Origin of the sequence: Halobacteriovorax sp. RT-1-1 (assembly GCF_047085455.1) — a bacterium.
GTDB lineage: Bacteria > Bdellovibrionota > Bacteriovoracia > Bacteriovoracales > Bacteriovoracaceae > Halobacteriovorax_A.
The window spans coordinates 1,116,453-1,141,667 of the sequence record NZ_JBKIXZ010000001.1 but is presented as its reverse complement, the minus strand read 5'-3'; the positions used below and the strand labels follow the sequence as shown (position 1 = coordinate 1,141,667).

The 25,215-nt window shown below is 36.1% G+C and carries 27 protein-coding genes; 9 read left to right on the top strand and 18 right to left on the bottom strand.

The features are described 5' to 3' along the window. Position 1: 1 nt before the first annotated feature. The 7 genes from ACMAWV_RS05695 to ACMAWV_RS05665 all read right to left on the bottom strand — a co-directional run bounded on the left by ACMAWV_RS05695 (position 2) and on the right by ACMAWV_RS05665 (position 7,203). Positions 2-406: a hypothetical protein gene (locus ACMAWV_RS05695; RefSeq protein WP_412462826.1), complete on the bottom strand. Its 405-nt coding sequence runs from the start codon at positions 404-406 to the stop codon at positions 2-4. An 86-nt stretch (positions 407-492) separates the two neighbouring features. Further along, positions 493-1,887, bottom strand: a complete 1,395-nt coding sequence (locus ACMAWV_RS05690) for a sensor histidine kinase (RefSeq protein WP_412469766.1) — start codon at positions 1,885-1,887, stop codon at positions 493-495. A 61-nt stretch (positions 1,888-1,948) separates the two neighbouring features. Then, entirely contained in the window at positions 1,949-3,469 is a 1,521-nt protein-coding gene (locus ACMAWV_RS05685; RefSeq protein ID WP_412469767.1) for a S8 family serine peptidase, read from the bottom strand. A gap of 79 nt (positions 3,470-3,548) precedes the next feature. Continuing rightward, positions 3,549-4,001, bottom strand: a complete 453-nt coding sequence (locus ACMAWV_RS05680; RefSeq protein ID WP_412469768.1) for a hypothetical protein — start codon at positions 3,999-4,001, stop codon at positions 3,549-3,551. Between the two features lie 90 nt (positions 4,002-4,091). After that, positions 4,092-5,495, bottom strand: a complete 1,404-nt coding sequence (locus tag ACMAWV_RS05675; RefSeq protein ID WP_412469769.1) for a sensor histidine kinase — start codon at positions 5,493-5,495, stop codon at positions 4,092-4,094. A 190-nt stretch (positions 5,496-5,685) separates the two neighbouring features. Beyond that, positions 5,686-6,288 carry a DUF899 family protein gene (locus tag ACMAWV_RS05670; protein ID WP_392991273.1) on the bottom strand — a complete coding sequence of 201 codons (603 nt, stop codon included), beginning with the start codon at positions 6,286-6,288 and terminating at the stop codon, positions 5,686-5,688. Positions 6,289-6,366: 78 nt separating this feature from the next. Beyond that, positions 6,367-7,203: a LysR family transcriptional regulator gene (locus tag ACMAWV_RS05665; RefSeq protein WP_103216677.1), complete on the bottom strand. Its 837-nt coding sequence runs from the start codon at positions 7,201-7,203 to the stop codon at positions 6,367-6,369. 101 nt (positions 7,204-7,304) lie between these two features. Between ACMAWV_RS05665 and ACMAWV_RS05660 the strand changes: the two genes are divergently transcribed. Then, complete coding sequence (locus ACMAWV_RS05660) at positions 7,305-8,078, top strand: hypothetical protein (RefSeq protein ID WP_412469770.1); 774 nt, start codon at positions 7,305-7,307, stop codon at positions 8,076-8,078. A gap of 36 nt (positions 8,079-8,114) precedes the next feature. On the opposite strand, the gene ACMAWV_RS05655 is transcribed toward ACMAWV_RS05660, so the two are convergent. Then, positions 8,115-8,441, bottom strand: a complete 327-nt coding sequence (locus ACMAWV_RS05655) for a hypothetical protein (RefSeq protein WP_103216675.1) — start codon at positions 8,439-8,441, stop codon at positions 8,115-8,117. 184 nt (positions 8,442-8,625) lie between these two features. Between ACMAWV_RS05655 and ACMAWV_RS05650 the strand changes: the two genes are divergently transcribed. Both ACMAWV_RS05650 and ACMAWV_RS05645 read left to right on the top strand, forming a co-directional pair. Further along, positions 8,626-9,780, top strand: coding sequence for a phosphatase PAP2 family protein (locus ACMAWV_RS05650; RefSeq protein WP_412462831.1), 1,155 nt, complete (start codon positions 8,626-8,628; stop codon positions 9,778-9,780). Between the two features lie 99 nt (positions 9,781-9,879). Beyond that, the gene (locus ACMAWV_RS05645) at positions 9,880-10,827 is read left to right on the top strand and encodes a hypothetical protein (protein WP_412469771.1); all 948 of its coding nucleotides are present in this window, start codon (positions 9,880-9,882) and stop codon (positions 10,825-10,827) included. On the opposite strand, the gene ACMAWV_RS05640 is transcribed toward ACMAWV_RS05645, so the two are convergent. The 3 genes from ACMAWV_RS05640 to ACMAWV_RS05630 form a co-directional block, all read right to left on the bottom strand. Then, entirely contained in the window at positions 10,824-11,390 is a 567-nt protein-coding gene (locus ACMAWV_RS05640) for a GNAT family N-acetyltransferase (RefSeq protein WP_392991269.1), read from the bottom strand. The two genes, ACMAWV_RS05645 and ACMAWV_RS05640, sit on opposite strands and share 4 nt — an antisense overlap. A 93-nt stretch (positions 11,391-11,483) precedes the next feature. Continuing rightward, a complete protein-coding gene (locus ACMAWV_RS05635) occupies positions 11,484-12,077 on the bottom strand; it encodes an OmpW/AlkL family protein (protein WP_412462833.1) in 594 nt (197 codons plus the stop codon). 128 nt (positions 12,078-12,205) lie between these two features. Further along, positions 12,206-12,661, bottom strand: a complete 456-nt coding sequence (locus tag ACMAWV_RS05630) for a hypothetical protein (protein ID WP_021266502.1) — start codon at positions 12,659-12,661, stop codon at positions 12,206-12,208. A 185-nt stretch (positions 12,662-12,846) separates the two neighbouring features. On the opposite strand from ACMAWV_RS05630, the gene ACMAWV_RS05625 reads away from it, so the two are divergent. Further along, positions 12,847-15,021, top strand: a complete 2,175-nt coding sequence (locus ACMAWV_RS05625) for an OsmC domain/YcaO domain-containing protein (protein ID WP_412469772.1) — start codon at positions 12,847-12,849, stop codon at positions 15,019-15,021. A 46-nt stretch (positions 15,022-15,067) separates the two neighbouring features. Beyond that, the gene (locus tag ACMAWV_RS05620) at positions 15,068-15,613 is read left to right on the top strand and encodes a glutathione peroxidase (RefSeq protein ID WP_103216669.1); all 546 of its coding nucleotides are present in this window, start codon (positions 15,068-15,070) and stop codon (positions 15,611-15,613) included. Between the two features lie 12 nt (positions 15,614-15,625). Here ACMAWV_RS05620 and ACMAWV_RS05615 read toward each other — a convergent pair whose 3' ends face one another. From ACMAWV_RS05615 to ACMAWV_RS05600, 4 genes are all read right to left on the bottom strand, one after another. Beyond that, on the bottom strand, positions 15,626-16,318 hold the full coding sequence (locus ACMAWV_RS05615; protein WP_412469773.1) for a transglutaminase-like domain-containing protein: 693 nt from the start codon (positions 16,316-16,318) through the stop codon (positions 15,626-15,628). A gap of 38 nt (positions 16,319-16,356) precedes the next feature. Further along, the gene (locus ACMAWV_RS05610; protein ID WP_412469774.1) at positions 16,357-17,043 is read right to left on the bottom strand and encodes a helix-turn-helix domain-containing protein; all 687 of its coding nucleotides are present in this window, start codon (positions 17,041-17,043) and stop codon (positions 16,357-16,359) included. Positions 17,044-17,083: 40 nt separating this feature from the next. Beyond that, positions 17,084-18,661: a methyl-accepting chemotaxis protein gene (locus ACMAWV_RS05605; RefSeq protein WP_412469775.1), complete on the bottom strand. Its 1,578-nt coding sequence runs from the start codon at positions 18,659-18,661 to the stop codon at positions 17,084-17,086. 95 nt (positions 18,662-18,756) lie between these two features. Further along, on the bottom strand, positions 18,757-19,173 hold the full coding sequence (locus ACMAWV_RS05600; RefSeq protein ID WP_412469776.1) for a hypothetical protein: 417 nt from the start codon (positions 19,171-19,173) through the stop codon (positions 18,757-18,759). Between the two features lie 82 nt (positions 19,174-19,255). Here ACMAWV_RS05600 and ACMAWV_RS05595 point away from each other — a divergent pair, with 82 nt between their 5' ends. From ACMAWV_RS05595 to ACMAWV_RS05585, 3 genes are read left to right on the top strand one after another with little or no spacing between them, the layout of a single operon-like run. Further along, entirely contained in the window at positions 19,256-20,146 is an 891-nt protein-coding gene (locus ACMAWV_RS05595) for a LysR family transcriptional regulator (RefSeq protein WP_412469777.1), read from the top strand. A 32-nt stretch (positions 20,147-20,178) separates the two neighbouring features. Continuing rightward, complete coding sequence (locus ACMAWV_RS05590; RefSeq protein WP_412469778.1) at positions 20,179-20,490, top strand: NGG1p interacting factor NIF3; 312 nt, start codon at positions 20,179-20,181, stop codon at positions 20,488-20,490. Between the two features lie 22 nt (positions 20,491-20,512). Further along, on the top strand, positions 20,513-20,860 hold the full coding sequence (locus ACMAWV_RS05585; protein WP_412469779.1) for a 4a-hydroxytetrahydrobiopterin dehydratase: 348 nt from the start codon (positions 20,513-20,515) through the stop codon (positions 20,858-20,860). Here the strand turns inward: ACMAWV_RS05585 and ACMAWV_RS05580 are convergent. Together ACMAWV_RS05580 and ACMAWV_RS05575 are read right to left on the bottom strand one after the other, a co-directional pair. Next, positions 20,846-21,925, bottom strand: coding sequence for a hypothetical protein (locus ACMAWV_RS05580; RefSeq protein ID WP_103216661.1), 1,080 nt, complete (start codon positions 21,923-21,925; stop codon positions 20,846-20,848). The genes ACMAWV_RS05585 and ACMAWV_RS05580 overlap by 15 nt on opposite strands. An 18-nt stretch (positions 21,926-21,943) precedes the next feature. Beyond that, positions 21,944-23,032 carry a GNAT family N-acetyltransferase/peptidase C39 family protein gene (locus ACMAWV_RS05575; protein ID WP_412462841.1) on the bottom strand — a complete coding sequence of 363 codons (1,089 nt, stop codon included), beginning with the start codon at positions 23,030-23,032 and terminating at the stop codon, positions 21,944-21,946. An 82-nt stretch (positions 23,033-23,114) separates the two neighbouring features. Between ACMAWV_RS05575 and ACMAWV_RS05570 the strand changes: the two genes are divergently transcribed. Further along, complete coding sequence (locus tag ACMAWV_RS05570) at positions 23,115-24,602, top strand: RimK family protein (RefSeq protein ID WP_103216659.1); 1,488 nt, start codon at positions 23,115-23,117, stop codon at positions 24,600-24,602. Here ACMAWV_RS05570 and ACMAWV_RS05565 read toward each other — a convergent pair. Further along, positions 24,586-25,173, bottom strand: a complete 588-nt coding sequence (locus tag ACMAWV_RS05565) for a YkgJ family cysteine cluster protein (RefSeq protein WP_412469780.1) — start codon at positions 25,171-25,173, stop codon at positions 24,586-24,588. The genes ACMAWV_RS05570 and ACMAWV_RS05565 overlap by 17 nt on opposite strands. Positions 25,174-25,215 lie beyond the last annotated feature (42 nt).

Here is a 25,215-nt window from a genome sequence, read left to right as displayed (position 1 = left end):
ATTAAATTGTTACACAATCAGTAATTGAACGCACTACTTTAAAATCTGAACCATAATCATCACTTAGATTATATTCAACAGTGATTTCATCATTTGAGTATTCGTCTGTCGCGAAATCTTCTTCACAGCTAAGAATCTCAATACGATCGTGTGCCCCTTGATAATAGCGCCCATTCATATCCTGTGCTGCTTGATGAATTTGACTGCATACTTGTGATGCATCACCCACAAAACAAAATTGACGTGCTCTAACAGCATCACTAACTTCATAATTAAAACTTGAATCACTAAAACCAATGATAGCACCAAGCTTTGAATCCGAAGTGATGATAAATGTTGAATTTGAAGAATGTGCAAACGCACTGACTGCACTCATCATAATGAGTGACTTAAAAATTGTTTTCATATTGAGCTCCCTAATACTAAATATGTTTTCCAACTTCTAGCATGATGATCTCAATAAATAAAACACTAATAGAATCTTAACGAAATCTAAAAATTAATGACAAAGGTAGTGTTTTCACTATCATTATCGATAAATAGCTTATATCCCGAGCGCTCAATAATCTGCTTAGTAATTGCAAGGCCGACTCCATGTCCGTTTCCGCACTTCTTCTTCGAGTGTCCTAACTCAAAGATACCTTCTTGAACTTTGGCCGGTATCCCCTTTCCACTATCGATAACTTTAACAAAGCGCTCAGTTGAAGATGCTACGACCTTGATCCATGGTGAATCCGTAGTTTTAATCTCATCTAAAGAGTTTTTAATGAGATTAACCAAGCAAAGACTAAGTTCCGTTTCATTTCCCTCAATTGCAAAATCATCCATCTCTATTTCAACTCTAACACTATGACGTGCAATCTTATCACTAACTAGTTCAAGAGCATCTTGTGTTATTTGGGAAACAGAGATCTTTTCTTTCGATGATGAATAATTCTTTTTAAAAATATTCATATAAAGGTCAGTTACTTCAAGGATCTTTCCAATATGACGACGCAGCTTTTGCGTATAGGGAGAGAGTTCCTTATCTACCATTTTATCAAGTCTATCGTTAGTCGTACCTAAGACAAAGAGATGATTTCTTATGTCATGAGCAATACTTGCAGAAGCAAAACCAAATTGAGCAACTTTAGAGAGCTTAACCATATCTTTTTCAAGGTTGTACATTTTAGTAAAGGCCAAGTCTTGATAGTACATATTAAAGCGCATTGATTCAAAGACATAACCTAGGTAATAGATCGGCACTAGATATCCAATTGTTTCAGTACCAATTAATGTATCCCAACAAGATACAAATAAAGTAAGAAGAATACCTGCTTTAAAAAGATACTCCTTGCCCTTTCTCTTATTTAACTCACTCCAAATCACAACCGTCGTATAAAGAATTGTTATAATTCCAAAAAATCCGACAACAACAACTAAAACGCTTGGATATATAGTTAAGTTTAATGCTTGAGTAAAAAGAGTTGATGGAGGAGTTGTGCGAGGAATAAACATGAGGTCGATATCTGTTAGCAGGTAAAGGAAACCTCCTATAACTTGGAAAATAGAATGACCTATACAAAAAATCTTGGCCGGCTTTAATAACTTTATATCCTGACCAAGAAAGCCTTCAATTGCCTTTATATAACAATAGTAAGTGAAATATGCGAAGAACCAGTAAGTGAGTAGAAGAAAATTTGAAAGCTTAATATCTGAAACGTGAGTATTGACGGCAATTAGGATGGCGTATGAGCCTGCTCCCAAACACATTGCGATATGCCAGAAGACCTTACGACTAAGCAACTTTCTAGAGGTATAAACCCCTATAGAAGCTTGGTATAAGAAAAACGCAAATGCGAAGGTCGTTACATATCTAGTAAGTACCTTATATTCTTCGATGCTCATACATTAAATATACTATATTTAAAATAATTAAAACACCTAAAAACATTCGAATTTATTAAAATTATCTCAAGCTAGTTGGTAAAGGTCTTATGACTCCAAATTTTGACTCAATTGAGTTCTTCTTAATACTCTGTTCCTTCATTAACTCAACGATTTCTAATGCACTCATATTAGGGTTTTGTTCCATAAGATGGGCCGCCATATTAAGGGCCATTGGCGAGGCCATCGATGTTCCCGAGTGACGTATTTTCATATCACCAAGAAGGGCCGCCTCAACTTTTGTTCCTGGAGCAAAAAAGTCAACAAAGCTAGAACTATAGTTTGAATAATCTGCCATTTCATAATTTTCATCATTTCGCCAATCACTATCTGTTGTAGCACCAATAGTCACAACATTAGGATAAGTATAGCAAGCTGGGTACATACAATCACGGCTTCCATTCAGAAAGCGCCCATCATTTCCAGCGGCCACAAAGAAGACAACCTCAGGATTGTTCAAGAATAGGTTTTGCATACTTCGATATGTTTTACGATCAACTAGCCCTAGTGACTGGTGCGGAAATGAAAAACTCATATTTACGAAATCAACTTCTGATTTCTGTAGCTTTGCTGAAATCATATCGAGATATTTCGACTCTCCAAAATCTCCAGCAAAGGCCAGAAGAGATGCCGACTTTAAACCACGTAATGCAATTGAAGAAACATGCGTTCCATGCGATGTAATTGGACCAGTTGTTCCCTTGGCCTTAATCGTTTCAAATGGGATTCCGTAAACTGCAGCTTTTTGAACAGAAGGAGCACCCGTTCGAGGTAAGAATCCTGAAAATGGATTCATAAACTTGATATCGCTATCACCATCAAAATGGACGCCCAAAATATTATCAATAAATCCATCACCATCATTATCTTCTTTATTAAAAGATTCATTTGAATTGATTAGGATATGATCTTGAATATCGACATGGTTATGATCAAAGCCAGAATCAATAACAGCAATTTTCACAGTGGCATCTTTAGGCCCACCATCAACCTCACCTACTTCATTTTGAATATAGTCACCGATTTTGACGTCATCATTATTGAAAACATCAAATCCGATAATGCGATCAGCATCGTAGATAAACTTATATTTAAAATCTTCACCGTCTGTATTAATAACTTTTCTCTCGACAATAGTACCTTCAGATATAGTGTCAATACTTTCTAAAACATGGGTTCTCTTATTAAAACCATATTCTTTTAAAATAACTTCTTGATTATTTATCTTTTGTACTAATACCTTTGACTGTACATGGTTCCCCTGAGTATTAAATACTGTTTTAAAGAATAATGAATCACTTTGATAATCAAAGGTAATACTTGAAATCTGTTCTCCCTCGATTGTATAGAAGTTCTGCTTTACTAATCTATTATCTAAATAGAACTCTTGGGAAGAAAGGCCATTAGTCTTTTCAAAATATTTTGAAATACTTTTCTTAGTACCTTCAATACATGTTTTGACATTGCCATCAAGAGTACAAGTCTGCGCAGCAAAAATATTAGTGATAGAAACTAGGGAAATAAAAAAAGGGATTATTTTCATAATCCCTTTATATCTTAATTTTGAATTTTATATTTGTTCTTTGAAAAAACTATGTCCAAGATTAAACTTTAGACACTTCTTAGTTTAACTCACAAGTGTAGTTAATTTTATTTTTCTTGAATAGAAAACAACGGTAGCTAACATTAATTGATACAGAGTTTTCGTCAATTGAAATTGTCTCTTTATAGTTAGAAGCACCACCAAAATCACCACAAGCATCTCCACCTGGACGATTAGAGTTTGTTGAAACAAGAAGAGTATCTGCATCTGTTAATTCTGCACTATCAAGGAGTGCAACTGAAACAGGATTTGCATATAGTTCAGGAGTATCAAACTCAACTCTTACAGCATCACTATCCTTCTCAACAAGAACAGTACAATTTCCTCTTTCTTCACCATTCATGATTACCTTACCAGACTTACCGTCAAAGCTTTTTAGGTCAGATACAAAGTTATTAATATCAGAGTTTGCTGATACATTCGCTCCAAATGCTGAAAGTGCAATTAAGATTGCTAAAGAAATTGATTTCATATGATTCTCCTTATTTTTAATGTCTTATAGAGAACCTTATACCTAAGAAATAAAATTTAATCAGCTTAACATGTAATTTTAACCTACCTGTCAAAAATCAATCACAAATGTCGTATTTAGCTCATCGCAGTTTAAATCGAGCCTAAAACCGGCCCGTCCCAGTAATTCCTTAGTGATAGCAAGACCTATTCCATGCCCGCCAGCACTTCCCTTAGTCGTATAGCCGAGACTAAAAAGCTCCTCTTTACTCACAGTAATCACCCCATGCCCACAATCTATAATCGACAACTTACGGGTGTCTGCATCCGTCTTAATTTTGACCCAAGGAGCATCGTACTTCCCCTCTTGAGAGACCTCCTCAAGAGCATTTTTTAATATATTAACTAAGCAAATCGTTACCTCTGTTTGATTGCAGCATAAGTCAAAGTTTTCTATGGCCACATCTAATTTTACGCCGGCCTCTTTAAATTTTGCAGAAACTAGCTCTAAGGCTTCTTCAATGACAAATTTAATCGTCGTATCAGACTTAATATTATTAGTATTCTTCTTGAAGACATCCATATAGAGATTAGTGATTTCAGTTATCTTATCTGTATGTTTATCAATTGAAAGATACGTCTCTTCAGGGTTTGTTGATCGCCCCCTAATTAAGCGCTCAATAGATATTTTAATAATGAAAATATGATTCCTAATATCATGAGCAATACTTGCGGCAGCGAAGCCAAATTGTGCAATTTTAGAAAGTCTAATAACCTCTGTTTCTAGGTTATACATTTTTCGATAACTTAAATTACGGTAGTAAATATTAAATCTAACTGCTTCAAATGCGTTCCCAAAATAATACAGAGGTAGAATTGCTCCAGTTACTTCAAGTCCAAGAAGTGAATCATTTAATACGACTAAAAAACTTATTATAATTCCTAACCGTAAGAGGCGCTCCTTCTTCTTTAATCGATTTAATTCTAACCAGACCATTGTGCATGAATAAAAGACCACAAGGGCACCGATCCCCCCAATTGCCTTCCCTAACAAATTTGGAGAAACATTAAAATTCATTGTTCTAGCGAAGAGACTATCTTTTACATAATTATGCTTATCAAAGAGAAAGTTAAAATCAAAAGCAAGTGTAGTGAAGGAACAAATAAGCTGAGTAACAACGAAGAACAGACAAAATGTCTTAGCAAATGAAAGACCTTTAACTTTATGCCCGAAATAAATCTCAACCGTTCTTAGGTAACAGTAGAATGATGAGTAGGCACATATCCAAAATACAATAAGAATAAAATCAGATAACTTCTGATTAATAAAATGCGTATTAAAAGCAAAAACAAAACAGTAGCATGCAGTTGAAATACACATGGCCGCTGGCCAAAGAATATTGCGATCACGTATCTGATAATAATTCGCAAGGCTAGCAAAGAACTGATAAACGAAGAATGAAAAAACAAAAGTCGTTAAATATCTTGTAAATGAAATATATAAGTCAAGCTCCACAAACGTTCCTCTAAGTAAATGACTTAGCGATTAGTATAATAGAGATTAAACTCCATTTAATTAGACCAACCAAATTATCTTGATATTCTCTAATTATATCAATCGGTTACCCTTTAAACCTCAATGAAGGTGAATGGCAAGAGTTGTATTCGAAAGATTTTCATATAGCCAAGAATTAAAGTCGAAACGACTAGATAAGATTCTCTCCTCCATCATCTAATTGCTCAGGACGACTCCAATAACTATACTGCGGCGTCCAGTCACTGGATGATACACCGGCCAAAGATAGAATATTCCACATAGAGCAAAATTCATCTCCAGGACCGAATGCCGCAGAATTTTTTCGATACACCTTAGTGCCAACTTTTTGGTAACAGACAATTCCAGGCATATTCTCCTCACCTGCAACGACGCTTTGATCCTTAATATATTCTCCTCCCCCATGAGATAACATATTAAAACGCCACCCTCTCTCATTTGCAAAACGACGTTGTACGTCTGGCCTGTCTTTTGATACCAAAACGAGTGAACACACGCTCTCAATATGAGAAACAAAACCGTTAATTCCATCTCCCCACAATGTACAATAACGGCATCCTTGTCCCATATTGTGTATTATAATGAGCTGATCCTTATCCCCAAAAAGATCATATAAATTCACTGCACCTGCAGTGCTTCGAAATGTATAATTTTTAACTTCTTGCGAGGCTTGATCTCTACGTAGAGCCGCAACCTTTTGAGTTAACTCAAAAAGCTCCTTTTCCGCATCTCTTAGTGCTGAAACATTTTCCATATAATCTCCAAATGAATGAATTTATATTCAAGTGCACACTAGAAGCTGTCAATTTAGGAAAGGTAAAGAATAGAAAAGCTATTTTAAACAATTGATTAATTCTTCAATAAGCCTTTTTGTATCTCTATTTTCAAGAAAGTTTTGTCGTACACAGATATATATTCCGTGACTACTGTCTTTCTTCTTATAAATTTTTAATCCACCAGAATTATTGAAACTTGATTCAGGTACGACACAAAAATGGCCACCAGCTTCACAAAGAGAAAGCATTGCCTTATGTGAGTTTACACAACCTATGATTTCAAATTTAGATCTCCAATTTTTACCTAAAGTTTTGTGTAAGAATTCTTCTGTATAAAGGTCTTCATTACGATATGTGACGAGCTTTCTTTTGCGCTTACCATCCTCTTTCTTAGGGCCAACGAGGTAGGTGCCGTCACGAAAAACTTCAAAAAAGCTCAAGCTCTTTTGAGCAGGAATAATATGAGTCATAATGATATCTAACTCTCCTGCTTGTAATTTATCGATAAGATTAATGGCCGAATCGAACTGGAGATCAAAGTGACCAATTCTTTCATTTTCATGTAAGTCATTTAGGGCCGATAAGAGATATTTTTCACCTGCCTCAAAGATACTCCCAACTTTCAGATCAATTTTCTGTTCTTTATTATGAATGGCGCCACTAATTGTATTAAAACTAGGCAGGACTTGATCAAGAAACGCCTGTCCTTTTAGAGTTAATGATGTTGTTTTGTTTGAGCGAACAAAAAGCTCATAACCTAATTCATCTTCTAGAAGTTTTATCTTTCTTGAGATCGCAGGTTGAGATGTATTTAGCTCCCTCGCTGTCTGAGAAAAATTTAAGTTCTGTCCAAGATGACAAAATACTTCAATATAATTGAGATTTATATTCATAGCTTTTAGCTACCATACAATTTTGATATACACAAAATACTTTTATACTATTTCAATATATAAATATTTCTTGTTATCAATGGCCAACAAGGAGAATTTGTATGAAAACAGTGTGTAAAAATCTTATTTCTATTTTTTGTATTACTCTTACTGCCAATACAACTTTGGCATCTCAAATTAATTACAATACATTTACGAAACTATTTTGTAGTGATGATGTTTCAGGTCACACTTATAGCGTATCACTTCTAGTCTATAAGCCTAATACGACATTTATCCTGGAAAATAGCGGTAACAGATCATACAATGGCCACGGCGCCGTTAGATCGATAGAAGATGGCGAGATGGTGATTTACTCAGAGGAATCAGATTTTGGAATCGCATATCCTATCAATGACTTAAGTGGTGCCTACTATTTCGATGGTGGCGACAGCCGTGCTATTGAGTGTAATTTCTTTGATGAAAGAAATGTAAAAAGAATGAAGCTACCAAAGAAGCTTAACTTTCTAAAAAGACATGGAAATGTCGATGCTTATATTACCGACCTAAAAGTTGGTGGCCTTGAAATTATCCAAGAAGTTTTTGAAAATAAGGTTGTCGATATGGGCGATTGGTATCCAGTAAAAGTCGATAAAGAACAGCAAAAGAAGGTACTTTATACACTTGATAAGCATATTCCAAAATTTAGTAAGCTAGTCGATAATATCAACAATTCAGGTATTCAATTTGTAGGCCTTTTATTCGGAAGAGATTGGTATTACGCCAATGGTGAAATTGCTTTCATTCTGAGACATGAAAATAAACTATTTCTTGCTCATTTCGAATTTGATAGTGATATAAGATTTGGAGATAAAGATCTTGATTATATTTATTAAAAGCAAAAGGGAGCATGAAGCTCCCTTTTTATATTCTTAGTAACAATAAGCATTTTGAGTAAGTAGAACTTTCTTAGTATCTACTAAATAAACCATTTCCTGCTCACATTCTGTTTTTACAGGAACATAAATTTGCTCACCTTCATCGTAAAAAACATCTGTCGTTTCTTCAGTCCAAAGCACGTTAAAGAAAACCTCTTTATCTTCTGCACTACTATTTGAGTAGTAAACATAAGCTTTTGGTCCAAAATATGATTTTGCAGTTTCTTCTACTGCCTTCTTTGCCTTAGCAATAACAGAGTTAGAAACAGGTGATGCAACTGCAGATAGAGATAGCATTGCTACCAGTAATAATTTTTTCATCGAATTCTCCTCATAAGTTTTTGTCTAAATAGCAAGCTTTCTATTTAGTCGTCCATGAGTTTTCTAAGGTATGTAATTTATTCTTCTAAATATTTTAATAACTTACTAGTGTCTATTTTTTAGTCTGCCCTATGATTAATTACACTTATGAAGCTTTTTTTACAGTTTCAGCTATATTGGCCTCATGAAAAATATAAAGAAAATAATTACAAATGGTCTAATCCTATCAACTCTCGTATCGAGTGCTATGGCACAAGAGAATCTCTACTTCTGGGAACAGAAGTCATTCAATCCACTACAGGAGAACTGCGAGTGGCGTTATGAAGGCTGTGTCTCAGTAGACGAAAATCAAATTGATATGCGCTCTCAAGCAAAGCGAATGCTTGATGAAATCTACAGCTGTAAAAATACAATTCAAGGCTGTAGTGAAGAAGAGCAAAGAAATATCGATGAAATGGAAGGAATTAAAGGAAGAATTGGAAACGAAACTATTCGTGGCGGGATGAATCCTAAAGAGTTCTCTGAATTCCTAAGAAAATACGACCCTAGTGATAACAAGAAGGGCTACTTCATACCACTTGGTCTAAGTGACAAAGAAGCACTTATGTTAGCAGCATCAACATCACTGGGCCTTGTAATGTTTGCATCAGATGAAGAAACGATGGACTTCATTCAAGACCACAAAAATGGATTTACTGAAAAGTTAGTATACCCAACAAATAACCACGAACGCCTGATCATGGGCGGAGCTGCCGCAGGTTCTTACTTTATGGGTGTAGTGCTTGAAGATGGAAAGTTAAAGAAAGCAGGACTTTATGTTGTAACGTCACAAATTGCGACACAAATTGTAACGGAGGGCTTCAAGAAAACTTTCGGTCGTCAAAGACCTAATAAAGACCTTGGTGCCTATGAATTTGGAACTGAAGGGAAATCATTCTTCTCTGGACACTCTTCAGGTGCATGGTCATTTGCGACAGTATTTGCAGAAATCTACAAAGATAATAAAGTTGTGCCATACCTTGCTTATGGTGTTGCGGCCCTAACATCTTACGGCCGTCTACACGATCGCAAGCACTGGCTATCAGATGTATTTGCAGGGGCCATCGCAGGTCATCTCATTACAAAGCTTGTTATCAGAATGCATGAAAGTGATGATAGCCAAGGTGGACTAATGGTTTTTCCAAGCTGGAATGCTGAATCAGGAACATTCATGGTTAATTTTGAATGGACTCCTAAGAGAAAAAATTCACAGGGTGAATTCAAATGTAAAAAGATGCCTGAAGGAAAAGAAAAAATCCGCGCATGTATCTATGAAGCTTACTTAAGATCACAAAACTAAAACTGAGGCCAGCATAGCTGGCCTTTATACGTATAAATTTTATCGAGTAACTATGATAAATTTTGATATCCCCCTATAATCAGGCAAATTGGAGATATTATGAAGAAGTTGAAATCCCTAGCTCTACTAGCTCTTATTGGAATTAGTGCACAAGCTCAAGCGGCCCGTATCTGGTCATCAATCCCTTTTGTAAGAGGAGCGGATCTGTGTGCTTATAAGCAAGCCTACTCACAAACTCGAACTGAGTATATGAGTGAGATGACTGGCCTTGCCTCAGAGCTTATGCAATCTGGAGCAAAAGGTAGTGAAGCGCTACAGATGCTTGTTACTTTCGATGCTTTATATGACAAGAACGTAAGACTAGCGACTCAACATAAGTATCTTGATGTAACTCTTGAAAATACACTAAAGGCTTACTTTGATGGTTACTACCGTGATTTTCCAGTAGTTGATAGAAAACTAGAATTCGTCCAAATGAATAATATTCGATATATTTTTAATTCAATCAACAATGGTCAAAGGCCTGGTTGGATTCCTGATAATGCTGGTGCACTTGTTGATTACATGGCCTATGGATCATACTCTTTTGCTCCAAACTGTCGTGGAAATATTCAAGTAACTCTTACTCTTGTAGGCTCAGATGGTTCTACTAAAAACTATCAAGGAATTGGGCAACCTTCTGTTGTGATGTCTCAAATTGCTTCACGTATGTTTGAAGATTTCCAAAGAACAAAATTCCCTTCTACTCTAAAAGTAAATGGTAGAAAACTGACAATCATTGGAACGCATAATGGCTCAATCGGAAGAGTAAACTCACTAAGACAAGCAGAACAAGCTTGTGACAATATGTATGCAAGACTTCCTAATGGATCAGAGCTTGAGGCCATTGATGCCTACGGAGACTGGAACGGAGGTATTTCTATCCACCAAAATATTTGGGCCCTACGTGGCGGAAAGGTTTATCATCCAGGACTAATGAATCCGTCACCAGTGCGTGATCCATGGTCAGTAAATGCAAAAGTAATGAATTACTTTTGTGTACGTTAAATTTTAAATAGTTTTTTAATATCAGTGTCGGGTTTAATTTGCCCGGCACGATAATCCATAACTCTCTTTCTCTTCTCATTGAAATAATGATGAAGATGAATGAGAACACCAAATTTATCATCTAGTTCCATTTTAGAAATAAGAAAGCCGGCCTTAAGCTTTGGGATAATAACGGCATTATTAGTAGCACAGTGGCGAGAGTAGACCATCTGAAATCCTTCTGCTTCAAGGATTGCGAGAGTTTTATCAAGCATGGCACCGTACACACCGTGTCGTCGATACTCAGGAAGAACTGCAGAGTTACACATATAGTAAGTGGTACTATTTTCTTGAAATCCCCAACTCCAGCCGATGAAATTCTCATCTTTATCGAATGCCGCAAGACAAAGTTGATATGGACTCCCCATATTCTCTTTTAGTCTTTTGATATTAGTTAATTCTTCTTCTGAGAGAATATCCCAAAGAACATAACTATGGTCTTCTTCAAAGACTGCTTCTTTGTGTGCCTGATAATACTTATCAAATTCTTTGCCTTCTAAGATTCTAATTTCAAATTCCATCATAGAAAAATGATACAGGAAATATTAACGGGTGCAAATCATTTGAGAGAATTTAAAGAGGAGGCTACGCCACATAGCCTCCCCCATTTTAGAGTTTTAGAATCTAAAACCAATACCGATACCAACAAGGAGAGGATCGATATCAACTTCAGCCTTCACAACTCCAGATCCAGTATCAACTGTTGCATCTGTTTGTAAGTAAAGTTTTTTTACGTCAAAGTTTAGATACATATTTTGTGCAACCTTGATATCTGTACCAAGCTGTAATGCATATCCAAATGAATCATCGTACTTAGTTGAGGCCATGTCTCCAGGAACTTCTCCATAAAAGATTGTGTAGTTGATCCCTGCTCCTACATATGGTTTAAACATACCAAAATCCATATGGTACTGAGCAAGTAATGTTGGAGGTAGAAGAGAAACACTTCCAAGGCTTCCTGTTCCGTTAAGATTTACATCATGAGTTGCTGTTGCAAGAATTAATTCAACAGCAAAGTTTGGATGGAAGAAGTAAGAGAAATCGACTTCAGGTACTGATTCGTTATTAATTGCAATATTACCACCGATATTATCACTAACATCAGGGCTTACACCTAGCGCTCTAACACGCACCATCGCGTTTTCCTGCGCGAATGAAAAAGAATTGAACATTAAGAAAAATAGAATTGAAATGATTGATGTTTTTTTCACAAAAACTCCTTGTGTGTTTTTTTATATAAAAAAAATAACAAAAGAGTTTTTAAATTTTTATGAGACAGATCAGAGATAAAAATAAAAATAAAAAAAAGCCTACTTTTGTAGGCTTTCATTTTTAATTCTTAGTAGTGGAATCCCCACTGTTGCATGAATGCATGATCTGAATCATCAAACATTGGCCACCAGCCTTGAGAACCTAGTTGCTCACCTGTTTCATAATCGATCGTATGGTTGATCCAACCTGTTGGCTCTGGTCCAACAAAACGACGAAGAACAATTCTTCCATCAACAATATAATCTGAACGGTGATAAGTTACAGTGAAAACAGAACCGTCAGCCTTTCTTCTAAAGAAACGAATTACTTCACGATCTGTTAAATTATCACCAAGGTTCCACATAAGAGTTGTGTCACCAAAATCTTTGGCCTTATACCAATCACCTACTAGGTAATCGTGCTTCATTGTTGAAACCATCGAACGGAATTCTTGGTATTCAGTCATAAGTGTTTTTGCGTCTGGGTGGTTATAACCAAAAACTAGGCAAGGCAGCATTGCCAGCATTAAAATGATAGATTTCATTAACTTCTCCTTTAAATTGAACGAGTATTTTCGCAATAAAGATCATGGAATGGCAATAATTGGCAACTTAAGAAAGTTAAATTTATTTATTTTCACATACTTACAATGAGATAAATAGCAGTAATTCTTATAGGATGGAAGATCGTTAGGGCCATAACATACTTATTTATGGTAGTTATAGCGCCATGCAAGTAAACGTAAAATACCTCGACAATCTAAAAATCGAAGCAAGCTTCGACGACTTTAAAATCATCTCAGACCAACCTGTTCGCTACAAAGGTGACGGTACAGCTCCTGGCCCATATGACTATTTCCTCGCATCCTCTGCCATGTGTGCAGCCTACTTTGCGAAGGTCTATTGTAATAGTCGTGATATTCCAACTGATGATATTCGTATCAGTCAGCAAAATATTGTGGATCCTGACAATCGCTATAAGCAATCATTTGTCATTCATGCAGAACTTCCCGCTACGATTTCTGAAAAAGATAAGAAAGGGATTCTAGCATCAATGGAGCGCTGTACAGTTAAGCGAGTCATCCAAAATGAAATCGATTTTAAAATAGAAGCAAAAGAAGTTTTAGGAAACGATGTTAAGCTTGAATATGAAGTTGAAAACACTAAAACGATGATTCCAGGCAAAGATTGTTCTCTTGAAGAGACAATCGCTAACATGACTGAACTTCTTGCAGGACTAGGGATTAAAATTGAAATCGCTTCTTGGCGTAACCAAGTCCCACACGTTTGGTCTGTCCATATTAGAGACGCAGACTCTCCAATGTGTTTTACAAATGGTAAGGGTGCAACAAAAGATGCGGCCCTTGCATCTGCTCTTGGGGAATACCTTGAGCGCATCAGTACAAATTATTTCTACAGTGATTACTATCTTGGTGAAGAAATCGCAAATGCAGACTTTGTTCACTACCCTAATGAGAAATGGTTTGAGATTCCAGAAGATGACTCTTTACCACTAGGGCTTATGGATGAAACACTTATCTGTGCCTATGATAACGATGGAGAGCTTTCAGCATCACATTTAGTTGATACGAACTCAGGAAATTATGAGCGCGGTATTTGTGCTCTTCCATATGAAAGGCAATCAGATGGAAAGACTATTTATATACCGGCCAACCTTATTGCAAACCTTTTTGTAAGTAATGGGATGAGTGCTGGAAATACAAAATATGAAGCCCGCGTACAATGTCTTTCTGAAATTTTTGAAAGAGCTGTAAAAAAACAAATCATTGTTGATGAAATTACTCTTCCTGATGTACCCAAATCAGTATTAGAAAAATACCCAACGATTATGGAAGGTATAAACAAGCTTGAAGAAGCAGGTTTTCCAATCGTAGTTAAAGATGCTTCACTTGGTGGAAAATTTCCAGTTATGTGTGTCACTCTTATGAACCCTAGAAATGGTGGCGTCTTTGCTTCTTTTGGTGCGCACCCTCGTTTTGAGGTTGCTCTTGAGAGATCACTTACTGAACTTCTCCAAGGACGAAGTTTTGAAGGAATGAATGATACATTCCCTCCAACATTTAATGAATTTGCGATCAAAGAGCATAATAATATTGTTGATCACTTTATTGATTCAACAGGTATCATTTCTTGGCGTTTCTTTGCAGGAAAGCCGCAGTATGAATTTAATGAATGGAATTTTTCTGGAACAACTCAAGAAGAATATGACTACCTGATGGGGATTTTAAAAGAGCTCGAAAAAGAAGTATATATTGCTGACTACAATGAACTTGGAGCAGCGGCTTGTCGAATCTTGGTACCTAATTATTCTGAAATCTATCTTCCAGAAGACCTTATTTGGGATAACCACAATCAGGCACTAGACTACAGAGAAGCGATTTTAAACCTACACGCACTTGATGAAGAGGATTTGTCAGAGTTAGTTGGTCAACTTGAAGAAAGTTCTCTTGATAACTATATGCCTGTATCAGAACTAATTGGTGTGGCATTTGACGAAAGTACGGTTTGGGGACAATTAGTAATTGGCGAGTTAAAAGCACTTACATACCTTGCATTAAAACAATTTGATGATGCAAAAGAGCTAGTAGAAATGCTTGGTACGTTTAATGACAATACTATTGAGCGAAGACGTTTTTATCAAGTATTAAATATTGCACTTGATATTGAACTTGGCGACGATCTTGAGATGAAAGATTACATTGAAAACCTAACTCGTATGTACGGGCCAGATCTGATGGAGCGAGTGAATAAAACCATAACAGGTGAAAATCGTTTCGACGGCCTAACACCGACAAGTATGAATCTTGAGGGAATCGATAAACACCTTAAGTTAATTGAAAGTTATAAAAAGCTTCAATTGGCACGCCACAACTTTCTTAAATAAATCTTTATGGTAACCTCTTATAGAAAATCTTTAGGAGGTTACCAATATGAGTACAAATCTAAATACAATTCAATTTAAAGATGCAAAAGGTCTTACAAAGACGATCCCTGACTTTAATGCAAAAGCATACCTCATCGTTAATGTTGCTTCAAAATGTGGCCTAACACCACAATATGAAGGATTACAGAAATTATATTCAGAATACAAAGACAAGGGACTTGAGATTCTTGCGTTCCCAGCAAATGAATTCCTTGGACAAGAACCTGGAAGCAATGAAGAAATCCAGCAATTCTGCTCTCTTGAGTACAACGTGACATTTCCAGTAAATGAAAAGATCATTGTTAAAGGTGAAGGTCAACATCCTCTATACAAGGCCCTTACTGAAACAAAAAAAGATGCTGTAAGAAATGATAAGCCTGACTTTGAGCAACTTCTAACTAGTAAAGGACTTATCACAGGCCAAGAGCATGATATTCACTGGAACTTTGAAAAGTTTCTTCTAAATTCGAATGGTGAAATTGTAGAGCGCTACTTTCCTGATATTGCTCCAACTGATGAAAAAATCACTTCAAAGTTAAATGAAATTTTATAAGTAAGACCTGCGTTAAGCAGGTCTATTTCTTATGTCACTAACATTTTTATTCATCAAGAAGCGAATAAAATATTTATAGAAGAATTTTTTTATTCCTTTAGGGTTTGTTCCATATTTTTGATAAAACTCATCTGGTGTTTCATATAATCCCAAATCTCTTACGATCCCTTCCTTTTGAATATAAGTTGAGTTTCCACCTTTCCAATCGACTTCAGGATTCTGTAAATCTTTACAAGCAACTCCGTAGCCACAAAACGAACGAACATCCTTACCGGCCATCTTTTGAATAGCTGTCAGGTAGTCAGAATCGAGAATAAAGCCCTCAAGGTTATACCATTGCCCTTGATACTTCACTTCGACCCAGCTATGAAGAATTTCACGAGGAGCGATTGTATAAAAAAATCCTGTAACTGCTCCGTATTGTAGTTTTTTGTCAATCGTAAAACCATGAAGCCTATTCTCAATCCCACAGGAAGTCAGTAAACTCATCAGTAGTGTTGCCTTGGTATTGCACTGACCGTAGCCGTCACGTAATACTTGAGATGCTGTAATATCATCACTTGAGTTATTGCCAAAATTAATCTCATCTCTAACATAACGGTAGCAAGCTCCTATGATTTGAGATTCGTCTCGAGAAAGCTCTAGAATTTCATCTTTCAATTTGATTATATCGGGGTGATTAAGATCGAGTAACTTTGATTTCATATATTCTCCTTAAGAAGATAATACGAATCTTGGATATTTTATTCTTGTATAAACTGGCTATTTTTAAAAATTTTTTTTGGTGAAAGACCAAAACTTTGTTTAAAAAACTTTGAGAAATGTGCAGAATCACTAAAGCCAGCAGCGATGGCAATGTCCGTAATATTTCGACCTTCTGCTTGTGCATCAACCGCCCTCTTAAGCTTTTGCCAAAGAATATACTTTCTAAATGTTACACCAACCTCTTCTTTAAATAGATGTAAAAGACGACTTTCCGAAAGTGCAAGCGAGTTTGCAAAATCCTTTAACTTTACTTCATCAAGGTTCTCATAATCTTTAATCATTTGAAATAGCTTGATAATTCTCTCATCCAATTCTTTATTAGATATTAGGCCAAGTTGTTTAAGAAAGCTTTCGACACTCTTGCGATTGATCGTTTCAAGTTTTAGAACTCTAGTATCAATATGTTCAACATCAAGTTTGAAGCTGGCTTCTTCATCAATGAGAATCGTTAAATTGTGGCAGCTTTCACTTAGGAATCTGTGCTTTGTTAAAGAAGGCAGGTAAATAAATCTCTTTTCAAACACGCCTTCTTCCGTCTCATATTTTAAAGGACAAGAATCTAGGGAGAAAGACAACTGTTGAGCAATATGAGAATGAAACTCAACATTTAGTGATTCGGATTCAATTACAGTGAAATAGTCAAAGAGATAAATTTTTCGATTCATGGCCCTATTATAAGGGCCATTTGAATCAATTACTAGCTTGTTATGCTGCGATTTTTTCTAATTTCTCAACTGCTGTTTTAATTTGTTCACTCTTCTTAACTAGATCTTCAACTTCACGAGCTGAAGACTCCTGTGAACTCTTTAGCTGCCATTGCGACTCATTTAGAGTATTAATCGAAGTATTAACATCTGCGATACCATTTTCTTGTTCAGAAAGAGCACCTAGGATTTCATTACACATACTTGAGGACTCCATTGACTGACCAACCAACTCTTCAAGAGCATCACGACAATCGGCCATTAACTTTTGCCCTTCGAGCAAATCTTTCTCTGTTACTTGAACGAGATTTTCAACAGTCTTTGTCGTCATATCAGTTAACTCTTTCACTCGACGAGTTGATTCATCAATTATTGTAGCGATCTCAATTGCTGACTCTCCACTAACCTTAGCAAGTCCCCCAATTTCTTCTGCCACAACACTAAATCCCTTTCCGTGCTCTCCAGCTCTTGCAGCCTCGACCGAAGCATTGAAAGATAAAAGCTTTGTCTGAAAAACGATATCACTAATAACTTCAGTCTTTTCTTGAATATCATTGATTGTATTCGAGATATCATTTAACTGAACACTATTGTCTCTAATGACTTGAATTACCTCTTCGTTATCTTTTTTGATGATATCAAAAGACTGCACAAGTCTTAGAATTTTTTCTTTAGACTCATTTGAAATATTTGCTGTATGTTTAGCAAGACCACTTGATCGATCAGCATTGTCCCTTGTTGAGTCAACCATAGACTTTATTTCAGTTATGGCCGCAGCAACATTATCCACAGAGTCAGTTTGCTTACTTGAAACATCAAGAATTTGTCTCGAACTAGAGTTAATATTATTAGCGATTCTCTCTAGCTCTACATATTCTTGTTTAAGGTTTCTAATGACTGACTTAATTGGAGCAATGAAATTTGCATACATTGAGTGCGCATTCCACAAAGAAAGGCCAAGAGCAATAGCAACACAAATCATAAGACCAATTAGAGTGCTCTTTTTAGCTTCAAAAACTGCGACATTAACATCATCTAGATAGACACCTGTTCCAATTACCCAACCCCATGGTTCGAAATATTTGATATAAGATGTTTTTTCAATTACATCACCTTCTTTCTTTCGAGCACGATAATAAGTTAGTTGGCCTTCCCCTTTTTCAAGACCAATCTTTAGAAATTCCTTATAAAGAAATGTTCCCTTACCGTCTTGATACTTGGCCATATTATTTCCAACTTTATATGGGTCTGCACCATGAGCAACAACATTAAGATTCTTATCACTTACAAAGAAATAATTCTTTCCATCAAAACGTAGCGCCTGAAGAAGGTTTTTAGCATGAAGCTTTGCTTGTGCTTCTGTAATCTTCCCCTCTTGTGATTCATCATAAAGATACTTAACCATACTATATGCATTATGAATCGCAACTTTAACACTTTCATTCTTTCCATTACGAGCTGTTGTGTTAATCGACGGAAGTGTCACTGCAAATAACAGAACAACAAAAACCGCTGAAGATAAAACTGAATAAACTGACGCAGAAAAGAAGTATTTGATTCTCTCTTTTAGACTAATCATTAGATTTCCTCCTAAATACCTCTTACTCCTCGTCAGTTTGCAAAACAAATTAATGAACCGAACTCAATTATTTTTATGATATTGGTCAGGGTTTACTATTTATAGGAGCGACAATTATCAAGGACAATCAATTCATCATCATATAAAGACAACTCTACTCGACTTCCCTCGATTATAACTTCTCCAATTTCTAACTCATCTTTATCTGTACTTGTATAAATACGAGCATTAGTTGAACTATAGAACTCAATTCTTCCCTTCGCTAATACTTGAGTACCGTAAGGAGGCCATCCACACATTCTTCCCGATGGCGTGGATAATTCTTTAGTGAAACTAAATTGATTATTCTCGTAAAAGAAACTGTAAAATGATGACCAACATCCAACTGATGAACCAGAAGCGCTTCTGCAAATTAGATTTGCTGGTGCCTCTTGAGCATAGGCCTTCATTCCAAAACTTGCCCCTATGGACATAAGAAGAGTAAGTTTTAATATCAATAATTTCGCATACATATATTCCTCCTTTACTGTTGGAGACAATATACAAAAGTAATTTATTGAACAAAAGTGAATATTAATATATCTTTGGTAACTAATGGATACCAATAAAATCAGACATTTTAAATCAATTGTACAGACCAAAAATATGAGAGAAGCCGCGCAAATTCTTGGGATATCTCATGCAGGGCTTTCAAAATCAATCAAAAGCTTGGAGCAAGAGCTTGGTGTTGATCTCATTACAAAAGACGGACGTGGTATAAAAATCACACAGGCGGGATTGCGAATTGCCCAAGAGATTGATCGACTATTACTAGAGGAAGAAAGGCTTTTACAACTGGCCAATCAAGAACAAATTAAAGTTGAAACAATTTGTCGGATTGGTACCTTTGAAGTTTTTTCTACTTACTTAGCACCAGATATCATGACTCAACTTGGTGACGATATTCAAGTTGAGATACGCGAATTAACACCTGGAAAAATTGAAGAGTCTATCATCAATGGTAATGTCGATTACGGCCTGACTTATATTCCAGTTCCTCATCATCAACTTGATCATTTAAAAATAGGTCACGTTCAAATGGGACTCTATGGTACAGAAAAATTTATAAAGAAAAATATAAGTGAAAAAATCGATTTTGAACTTCTACCTTTTGTCGCTCCTCTTACTTCTGTAAATGATACTCCAACAAGGGCGCAAGGACTTGATGGTTGGCCAGATGGAAGAATAAAGCGATTTATCAAATACCGTGTAAGTTTACTTGAGACGGCCTTATCAATATCACGATCAAGCTTAGCAGTTGGCTATTTTCCGACTTTTCTAGTTGATCTACACAATAAGAATGTGAAAAGTGAATTTAAACTTCATGAAATAAAGATTTCTAAACTTGATTCGACTAAGCAACCAATATATCTTGTAAAAAGAAAAGAAGATCAGGAAAATAAAATTACAAAAGTACTTGGTAAAGTTCTTCGAAAACTTAAATAGAGTAACTTGAATCAAGAATAACAAGAGGGATAATGAAAAAGTTAGTTTTCTTCGTACCGAAAGCCAATGCAGAAGTGGTAAAAAATGCGGTATTTGATGCTGGAGCAGGAACAATTGGAAATTATGATCGTTGCTCGTTTGAAGTAGAGGGTATAGGACAATTTAGACCTAATCTAGAAGCAAATCCACATATCGGAAAAGGTGGAGAGCTTGAGAAAGTTATAGAACTTAAAGTTGAAACCATTTGTCCTGATGATAAAATTGAAGATGTCATTAAGGCACTAAGAAAGGCTCATCCGTATGAAGAGCCAGCAATAGACCTCTACGAACTTATAAATTTCTAATCGTTATTGGGTAGGAGAATATATGACAATATTAAGTGAAAAAAGCTGTATTCCATGTCAAGGCGGAGTTCCACCTCTCCCACTTGATGAAAAGCTACAACTAAAAGACCAGATTGATCCACGTTGGAGCTTTTCAAATGATAAGAAGCGCTTGTGTCTTGATCTAACATGTGAAAAGTTTGAGCAACCAATGGCCATTGCAAATGAAATAGCAAAGGTTGCGGATGAGCAGTGGCATCATCCTGATCTGTATATAAGTTTTGGAAAACTAAGAGTCGACTTATGGACACATAAGATAGATGATCTTGTGGAAAGTGACTTCATATTTGCGAGTAAAATCGATCAGATCCTAAAGTCACATAAGCTTTAAAATAATATTGTATACGAATGGTATAACTTCAATAGCAATAAGAACAATGATGACAATTTCCATCAAATGACTTTTATGGTTATTTACTTCTGCCATATACATTTGTGAAACATCAAGTAAGTTTTTTAGTTTTTGATCCACAAGAGATTGCCATTGTTCTACTTGTAAACGCTTCAAACAAATACGAAATAAGCGTGCATAGTAAATATCTCCAATAACCTTAACGGAATTCTCAATTCGATCGACAAGTTCACTTGTTTCAAAATATAACTGACTTGCATCCTTAGCTAAGACAGAAATTTTACTAAAGACAGAAGGATTTTTTTCCACGACTTGGCGATATAAACCTGAAAGCTTCTTATCAAGAAGATCATCAAAGTAGCGAAGTTCTAGGAGCTGTATATTTGCAAATTCAATAACATCACAAATATCATGTCCATCAACTTCAGAATAAACGAATGCATTATCCCAATCGATTGCCACTAGATCATCCGGTCCATACGATATCGTACAATCGATAACCGGAGCGAGCATGGCCGGACTAAGCTTTACGTTCTTTTCCATTGCTAATAACTGATAAACAAAAGAGTCTTCTAGCCAATAATCCTTATTATGATATTTTGGAGAAGTAACGAAAATACTATACTCTTCACTTTGTTCCCAAGTCTTAGGCTTAATAAGAGAATCCCCTAACGACTCCACAAAGAAGTTGATTCGTTCTCGACAGAAGTTCTCTACAGAGTCTCCCTGAGACCAATTCTCTACCCATTCAATAAGCTCCTTCTTCTCAACAAAGAAAGGACATTCGATATCAACAGAAAAAGAAAGCGCACCATAACTCCAAAGTTTAACAGTTACAGCAACTTTCATATTTTCGATTGAATGATCTCCTAAGAAAACCACCAAAGGAGGATCTTGAAATAGCATATTTTTAGAAGGTCTATTTAAGCTAAACTTTTTTAAGATAGTAAGACTTTTGAGCTTTTCATAAGCTTTGTCTAATTTGACTTCGTGAGCGATATCAAAAATACGATATACTTTTAGGACACCCATTTTCTTATTCATAAGTCACCAATACCTAATTTATGGAAATAGTGAAATAACACATTTCAACTGTCCACTTCCATATTTTGCCATTTTTTCAAACTCATCAATACCTACAGGGATGTTTATATTATCGACCTTATCTTGATTATCTTTCAAATCAGGATCATTAAAATAAATAAACTCGTCATCAATATTAGTTATGACAATCCAATGCGGAACTTTCGTCTCCGTCAATCGATAGGCACTAATTAAAACTAAGGCCAATCCTCCGCCTTCTATTATCTCACGGATTTTGCTGATGCCATAATTTTTAAAGTGAGTTTTTACACCTACTTCCTTGAGTTTCTTTTCAAAATTACTTTGAACTAGCTCAATCACCTGTTTTTTCTTCTTATCCCGTACTGTGTCAGTAAAAAGGGATGACTTTCTATTGATGTAAATTTCAGTTTTAAGGCCGCGATTCGCGGCTGCAAGAGCAATCCCATGAGGGCCACATCCACCATGGCCAGAAGCCATATAAATGGTTGTGGCCTCACGCCATAGATCTAACTCTAACTCTTGATTAAGCTTAATTTTTGGACGTAAAAAGCGAAGTGCCATCATCAGTGCACTCGGTCCACAAGTGAAGTCTGTCGTTTGTTGATAATAAGGGATATTTCTCTTTGCCTTGAGCGGAGCTTTACGGATCCTCTTCTCATAGCAAAGAGCATCTTGATGATCCTCATAATAGTCATGTTTTATCTTAAATTCTTTATATCCTAACTTTTCATAAAGAGAAATGGCCCCCTTATTAGTGCGTTTAACCTCAAGGCGCAAATATGAACATGAGTGTTCCAAACCCACTTTCTCGGCCAATAACATAAGTTTTTTTGCTAGCCCCTGCCCTTGATGGGCTTTACTTATAGCAATTGAGTAAATACGTCCTAAAGAAGTCCCTCTGTGAAAAAGAACTAGGATATAGCCAGCAATTACCTTGTTAACAAGGATAACTTTTAAGGCCCCATGAGACTTGGTAATGGCGTATTTAAAATTCGTGGCGCTCAGGCGATCGCCATCAAATGACTCCTCTTCAATTGCAAGGAGTGCGTTCAGATCTTCTAAGGTTGCATCTCTAAAAATATGCATAAAAAACTCTCGCTTTTTTTTAATAATTTATATTATTCTTGTGTAAAAAAATATCTTTATTTTTATGTGGAGATAAAAAAAGATGGAAAAACTTGTTGTCATCGTTGACCGTCTAAAAGATTGGCAACCCTACTTCCCAACTGACCAGGTCATTACGGCCAAGGACTACTTATCAAAAGAAGAGTACCAACAACTTAAAAACTTAAGAGTTTTGAACCTATGTAACTCTTCCAAGTACTTATCTCTTGGCTACTACACTTCTCTTATAGCAGAAGCAAGAGGCCATAAAGTCATGCCTACTGTGAAGACTATTAACGACCTTTGTAAGAAGAAGCACTACACTTATGATCTCGACGAACTACAAAGTTTGGCACAAGAGGTGGCAACGAAGTATATCGACAATAAAGAGGAAGTTCGCTCAATTGCTTTTCGAGTCTTCTTTGGTGAAACCAAAGAGAAGCTCTTTAGGAATATTGGTAAGGTAATTTTTAATAACTACCCTGTCCCTATTTTTGAAGTACGCTTGGCCTTTAATAAGATTTGGAAGATTAACTCAATCGTACCTGTTCATATTTCTGATCTCAGTGAAACACAAGAGACATTCTTCGCTGATCATCTAGAGAAATTTAACAATCGTATTTGGCGTCTTCCAAATGCGAGGAAGCAATACAAATATGATTTAGCAATCCTAGTGGATGATAAAGAGAAGCTTCCTCCTAGTAACCCAGAAGCAATCAAGAAGTTCATCGAGATTGGTAATAAGAATGGACTCTATGTTGAAACAATTTCTAAGTACGACCTTGCACGAATCAACGAATTTGATGCTCTTTTTATTCGTACAACAACATCTCTAGTAAATCCTACCTATGCATTTGCAAAAACTGCTGTTGATGAAGGACTTATTGTCATTGATGATCCAAATGCTATTTTGAAGTGTACGAATAAGATCTATCTACACAACCTCTTTAAGAAGAATGGCATAAATACGATTAAGAGTGAAATTGTTAGTGACTACAACGAAGCAACACTTAACCTTCTTGTTGAAACGCTGAAGTTACCAATGGTTTTAAAGATTCCAGATGGAAGTTTTTCAATTGGTGTGACAAAAGTAGAAACTAGAGAGGAATTAAAAGAAGGCCTAAAAGACTTTCTACATAAGTCAGCTCTTATTTTAGTTCAAGAGTTCCTTTATACAGATTTTGACTGGCGAATTGGAGTGATTAACAAAAAGCCTTTCTATGCTTGTAAGTACTTTATGAGTAAGGAACATTGGCAGATCTATAATCACGCAAGTGGTGAAGAAGATAGCTCAGGAGATTCGCTGTGTTTAGCGATCGAGGATGTTCCACAATATGTAATCGATACTGCGACAAAGGCCTGTGCAAAAATTGGTGATGGACTCTTTGGCGTCGATATTAAAGATGACGGAAAGAAAGCTTATGTCGTTGAGGTCAACGATAATCCAAACCTCGATTTTGGAGTTGAAGACGAATTAATTGGCGACGAGCTTTATGAAATTGTTATCAAGCATTTCATCCATAAAATTGAAGAAACTAAGAATCTTCACTAGAATCATAAGTGTGGCCTAGCCACACTTTCTTTAAAGCTTCATAAAGCGCTTCATTAATATGCATTAACTTAGCATCTGAACTTTGTCCCAAGAGATATATTTGCTTAGCAAAGTCACCTATTACTGGTGCATCGTTTGGGTCTAACTTCTTTACTTCCTCAGGATACGCTTCTTTTAAGCGCTTACATATACTCATTGTTTTGCCCCCGTTCTTGTCTCGGTAAGCAGCAACACCAAATGAGCGACAGACTGCCGGCCTTGTTGAATAATTCATACAATAACCTTTAGTCCCATCTTCAGAGTTACGATGGTAGAAGACACAAGTTTTAGAAGGAGTCCCTTCAAGTTCATCTAACAACTCTTCAACTCTCTCAATTCCCTCGTCATTAAGTAGACGGAATGCACTAGGTAACATTTCTGAAGTTGAAGCAGATATTTCCTGACTCAAGCAACATGCTCCACACCCACTAAGGCAAGGTAGTTCCTTGGTCAATTGATAGCTAGAGAAAGTCTTTGCAGACTCTTCAAAGATTGATTCGATATGCTTAGAGATCTCTTTATTTAAATTCACAAAACCTTCAACATGTAAAAACCGAAGGCCATTCTATTCATA

Excerpts from the sequence above, each read along its gene's own strand:
- ACMAWV_RS05695 (WP_412462826.1), bottom strand. The coding sequence starts at position 406 with ATGAAAACAATTTTTAAGTCACTCATTATGATGAGTGCAGTCAGTGCG.
- ACMAWV_RS05690 (WP_412469766.1), bottom strand. The coding sequence starts at position 1,887 with ATGAGCATCGAAGAATATAAGGTACTTACTAGATATGTAACGACCTTC.
- ACMAWV_RS05685 (WP_412469767.1), bottom strand. The coding sequence starts at position 3,469 with ATGAAAATAATCCCTTTTTTTATTTCCCTAGTTTCTATCACTAATATT.
- ACMAWV_RS05680 (WP_412469768.1), bottom strand. The coding sequence starts at position 4,001 with ATGAAATCAATTTCTTTAGCAATCTTAATTGCACTTTCAGCATTTGGA.
- ACMAWV_RS05670 (WP_392991273.1), bottom strand. The coding sequence starts at position 6,288 with ATGGAAAATGTTTCAGCACTAAGAGATGCGGAAAAGGAGCTTTTTGAG.
- ACMAWV_RS05665 (WP_103216677.1), bottom strand. The coding sequence starts at position 7,203 with ATGAATATAAATCTCAATTATATTGAAGTATTTTGTCATCTTGGACAG.
- ACMAWV_RS05660 (WP_412469770.1), top strand. The coding sequence starts at position 7,305 with ATGAAAACAGTGTGTAAAAATCTTATTTCTATTTTTTGTATTACTCTT.
- ACMAWV_RS05655 (WP_103216675.1), bottom strand. The coding sequence starts at position 8,441 with ATGAAAAAATTATTACTGGTAGCAATGCTATCTCTATCTGCAGTTGCA.
- ACMAWV_RS05650 (WP_412462831.1), top strand. The coding sequence starts at position 8,626 with ATGAAAAATATAAAGAAAATAATTACAAATGGTCTAATCCTATCAACT.
- ACMAWV_RS05645 (WP_412469771.1), top strand. The coding sequence starts at position 9,880 with ATGAAGAAGTTGAAATCCCTAGCTCTACTAGCTCTTATTGGAATTAGT.
- ACMAWV_RS05640 (WP_392991269.1), bottom strand. The coding sequence starts at position 11,390 with ATGATGGAATTTGAAATTAGAATCTTAGAAGGCAAAGAATTTGATAAG.
- ACMAWV_RS05630 (WP_021266502.1), bottom strand. The coding sequence starts at position 12,661 with ATGAAATCTATCATTTTAATGCTGGCAATGCTGCCTTGCCTAGTTTTT.
- ACMAWV_RS05625 (WP_412469772.1), top strand. The coding sequence starts at position 12,847 with ATGCAAGTAAACGTAAAATACCTCGACAATCTAAAAATCGAAGCAAGC.
- ACMAWV_RS05620 (WP_103216669.1), top strand. The coding sequence starts at position 15,068 with ATGAGTACAAATCTAAATACAATTCAATTTAAAGATGCAAAAGGTCTT.
- ACMAWV_RS05615 (WP_412469773.1), bottom strand. The coding sequence starts at position 16,318 with ATGAAATCAAAGTTACTCGATCTTAATCACCCCGATATAATCAAATTG.
- ACMAWV_RS05610 (WP_412469774.1), bottom strand. The coding sequence starts at position 17,043 with ATGAATCGAAAAATTTATCTCTTTGACTATTTCACTGTAATTGAATCC.
- ACMAWV_RS05605 (WP_412469775.1), bottom strand. The coding sequence starts at position 18,661 with ATGATTAGTCTAAAAGAGAGAATCAAATACTTCTTTTCTGCGTCAGTT.
- ACMAWV_RS05600 (WP_412469776.1), bottom strand. The coding sequence starts at position 19,173 with ATGTATGCGAAATTATTGATATTAAAACTTACTCTTCTTATGTCCATA.
- ACMAWV_RS05595 (WP_412469777.1), top strand. The coding sequence starts at position 19,256 with ATGGATACCAATAAAATCAGACATTTTAAATCAATTGTACAGACCAAA.
- ACMAWV_RS05590 (WP_412469778.1), top strand. The coding sequence starts at position 20,179 with ATGAAAAAGTTAGTTTTCTTCGTACCGAAAGCCAATGCAGAAGTGGTA.
- ACMAWV_RS05585 (WP_412469779.1), top strand. The coding sequence starts at position 20,513 with ATGACAATATTAAGTGAAAAAAGCTGTATTCCATGTCAAGGCGGAGTT.
- ACMAWV_RS05580 (WP_103216661.1), bottom strand. The coding sequence starts at position 21,925 with ATGAATAAGAAAATGGGTGTCCTAAAAGTATATCGTATTTTTGATATC.
- ACMAWV_RS05575 (WP_412462841.1), bottom strand. The coding sequence starts at position 23,032 with ATGCATATTTTTAGAGATGCAACCTTAGAAGATCTGAACGCACTCCTT.
- ACMAWV_RS05570 (WP_103216659.1), top strand. The coding sequence starts at position 23,115 with ATGGAAAAACTTGTTGTCATCGTTGACCGTCTAAAAGATTGGCAACCC.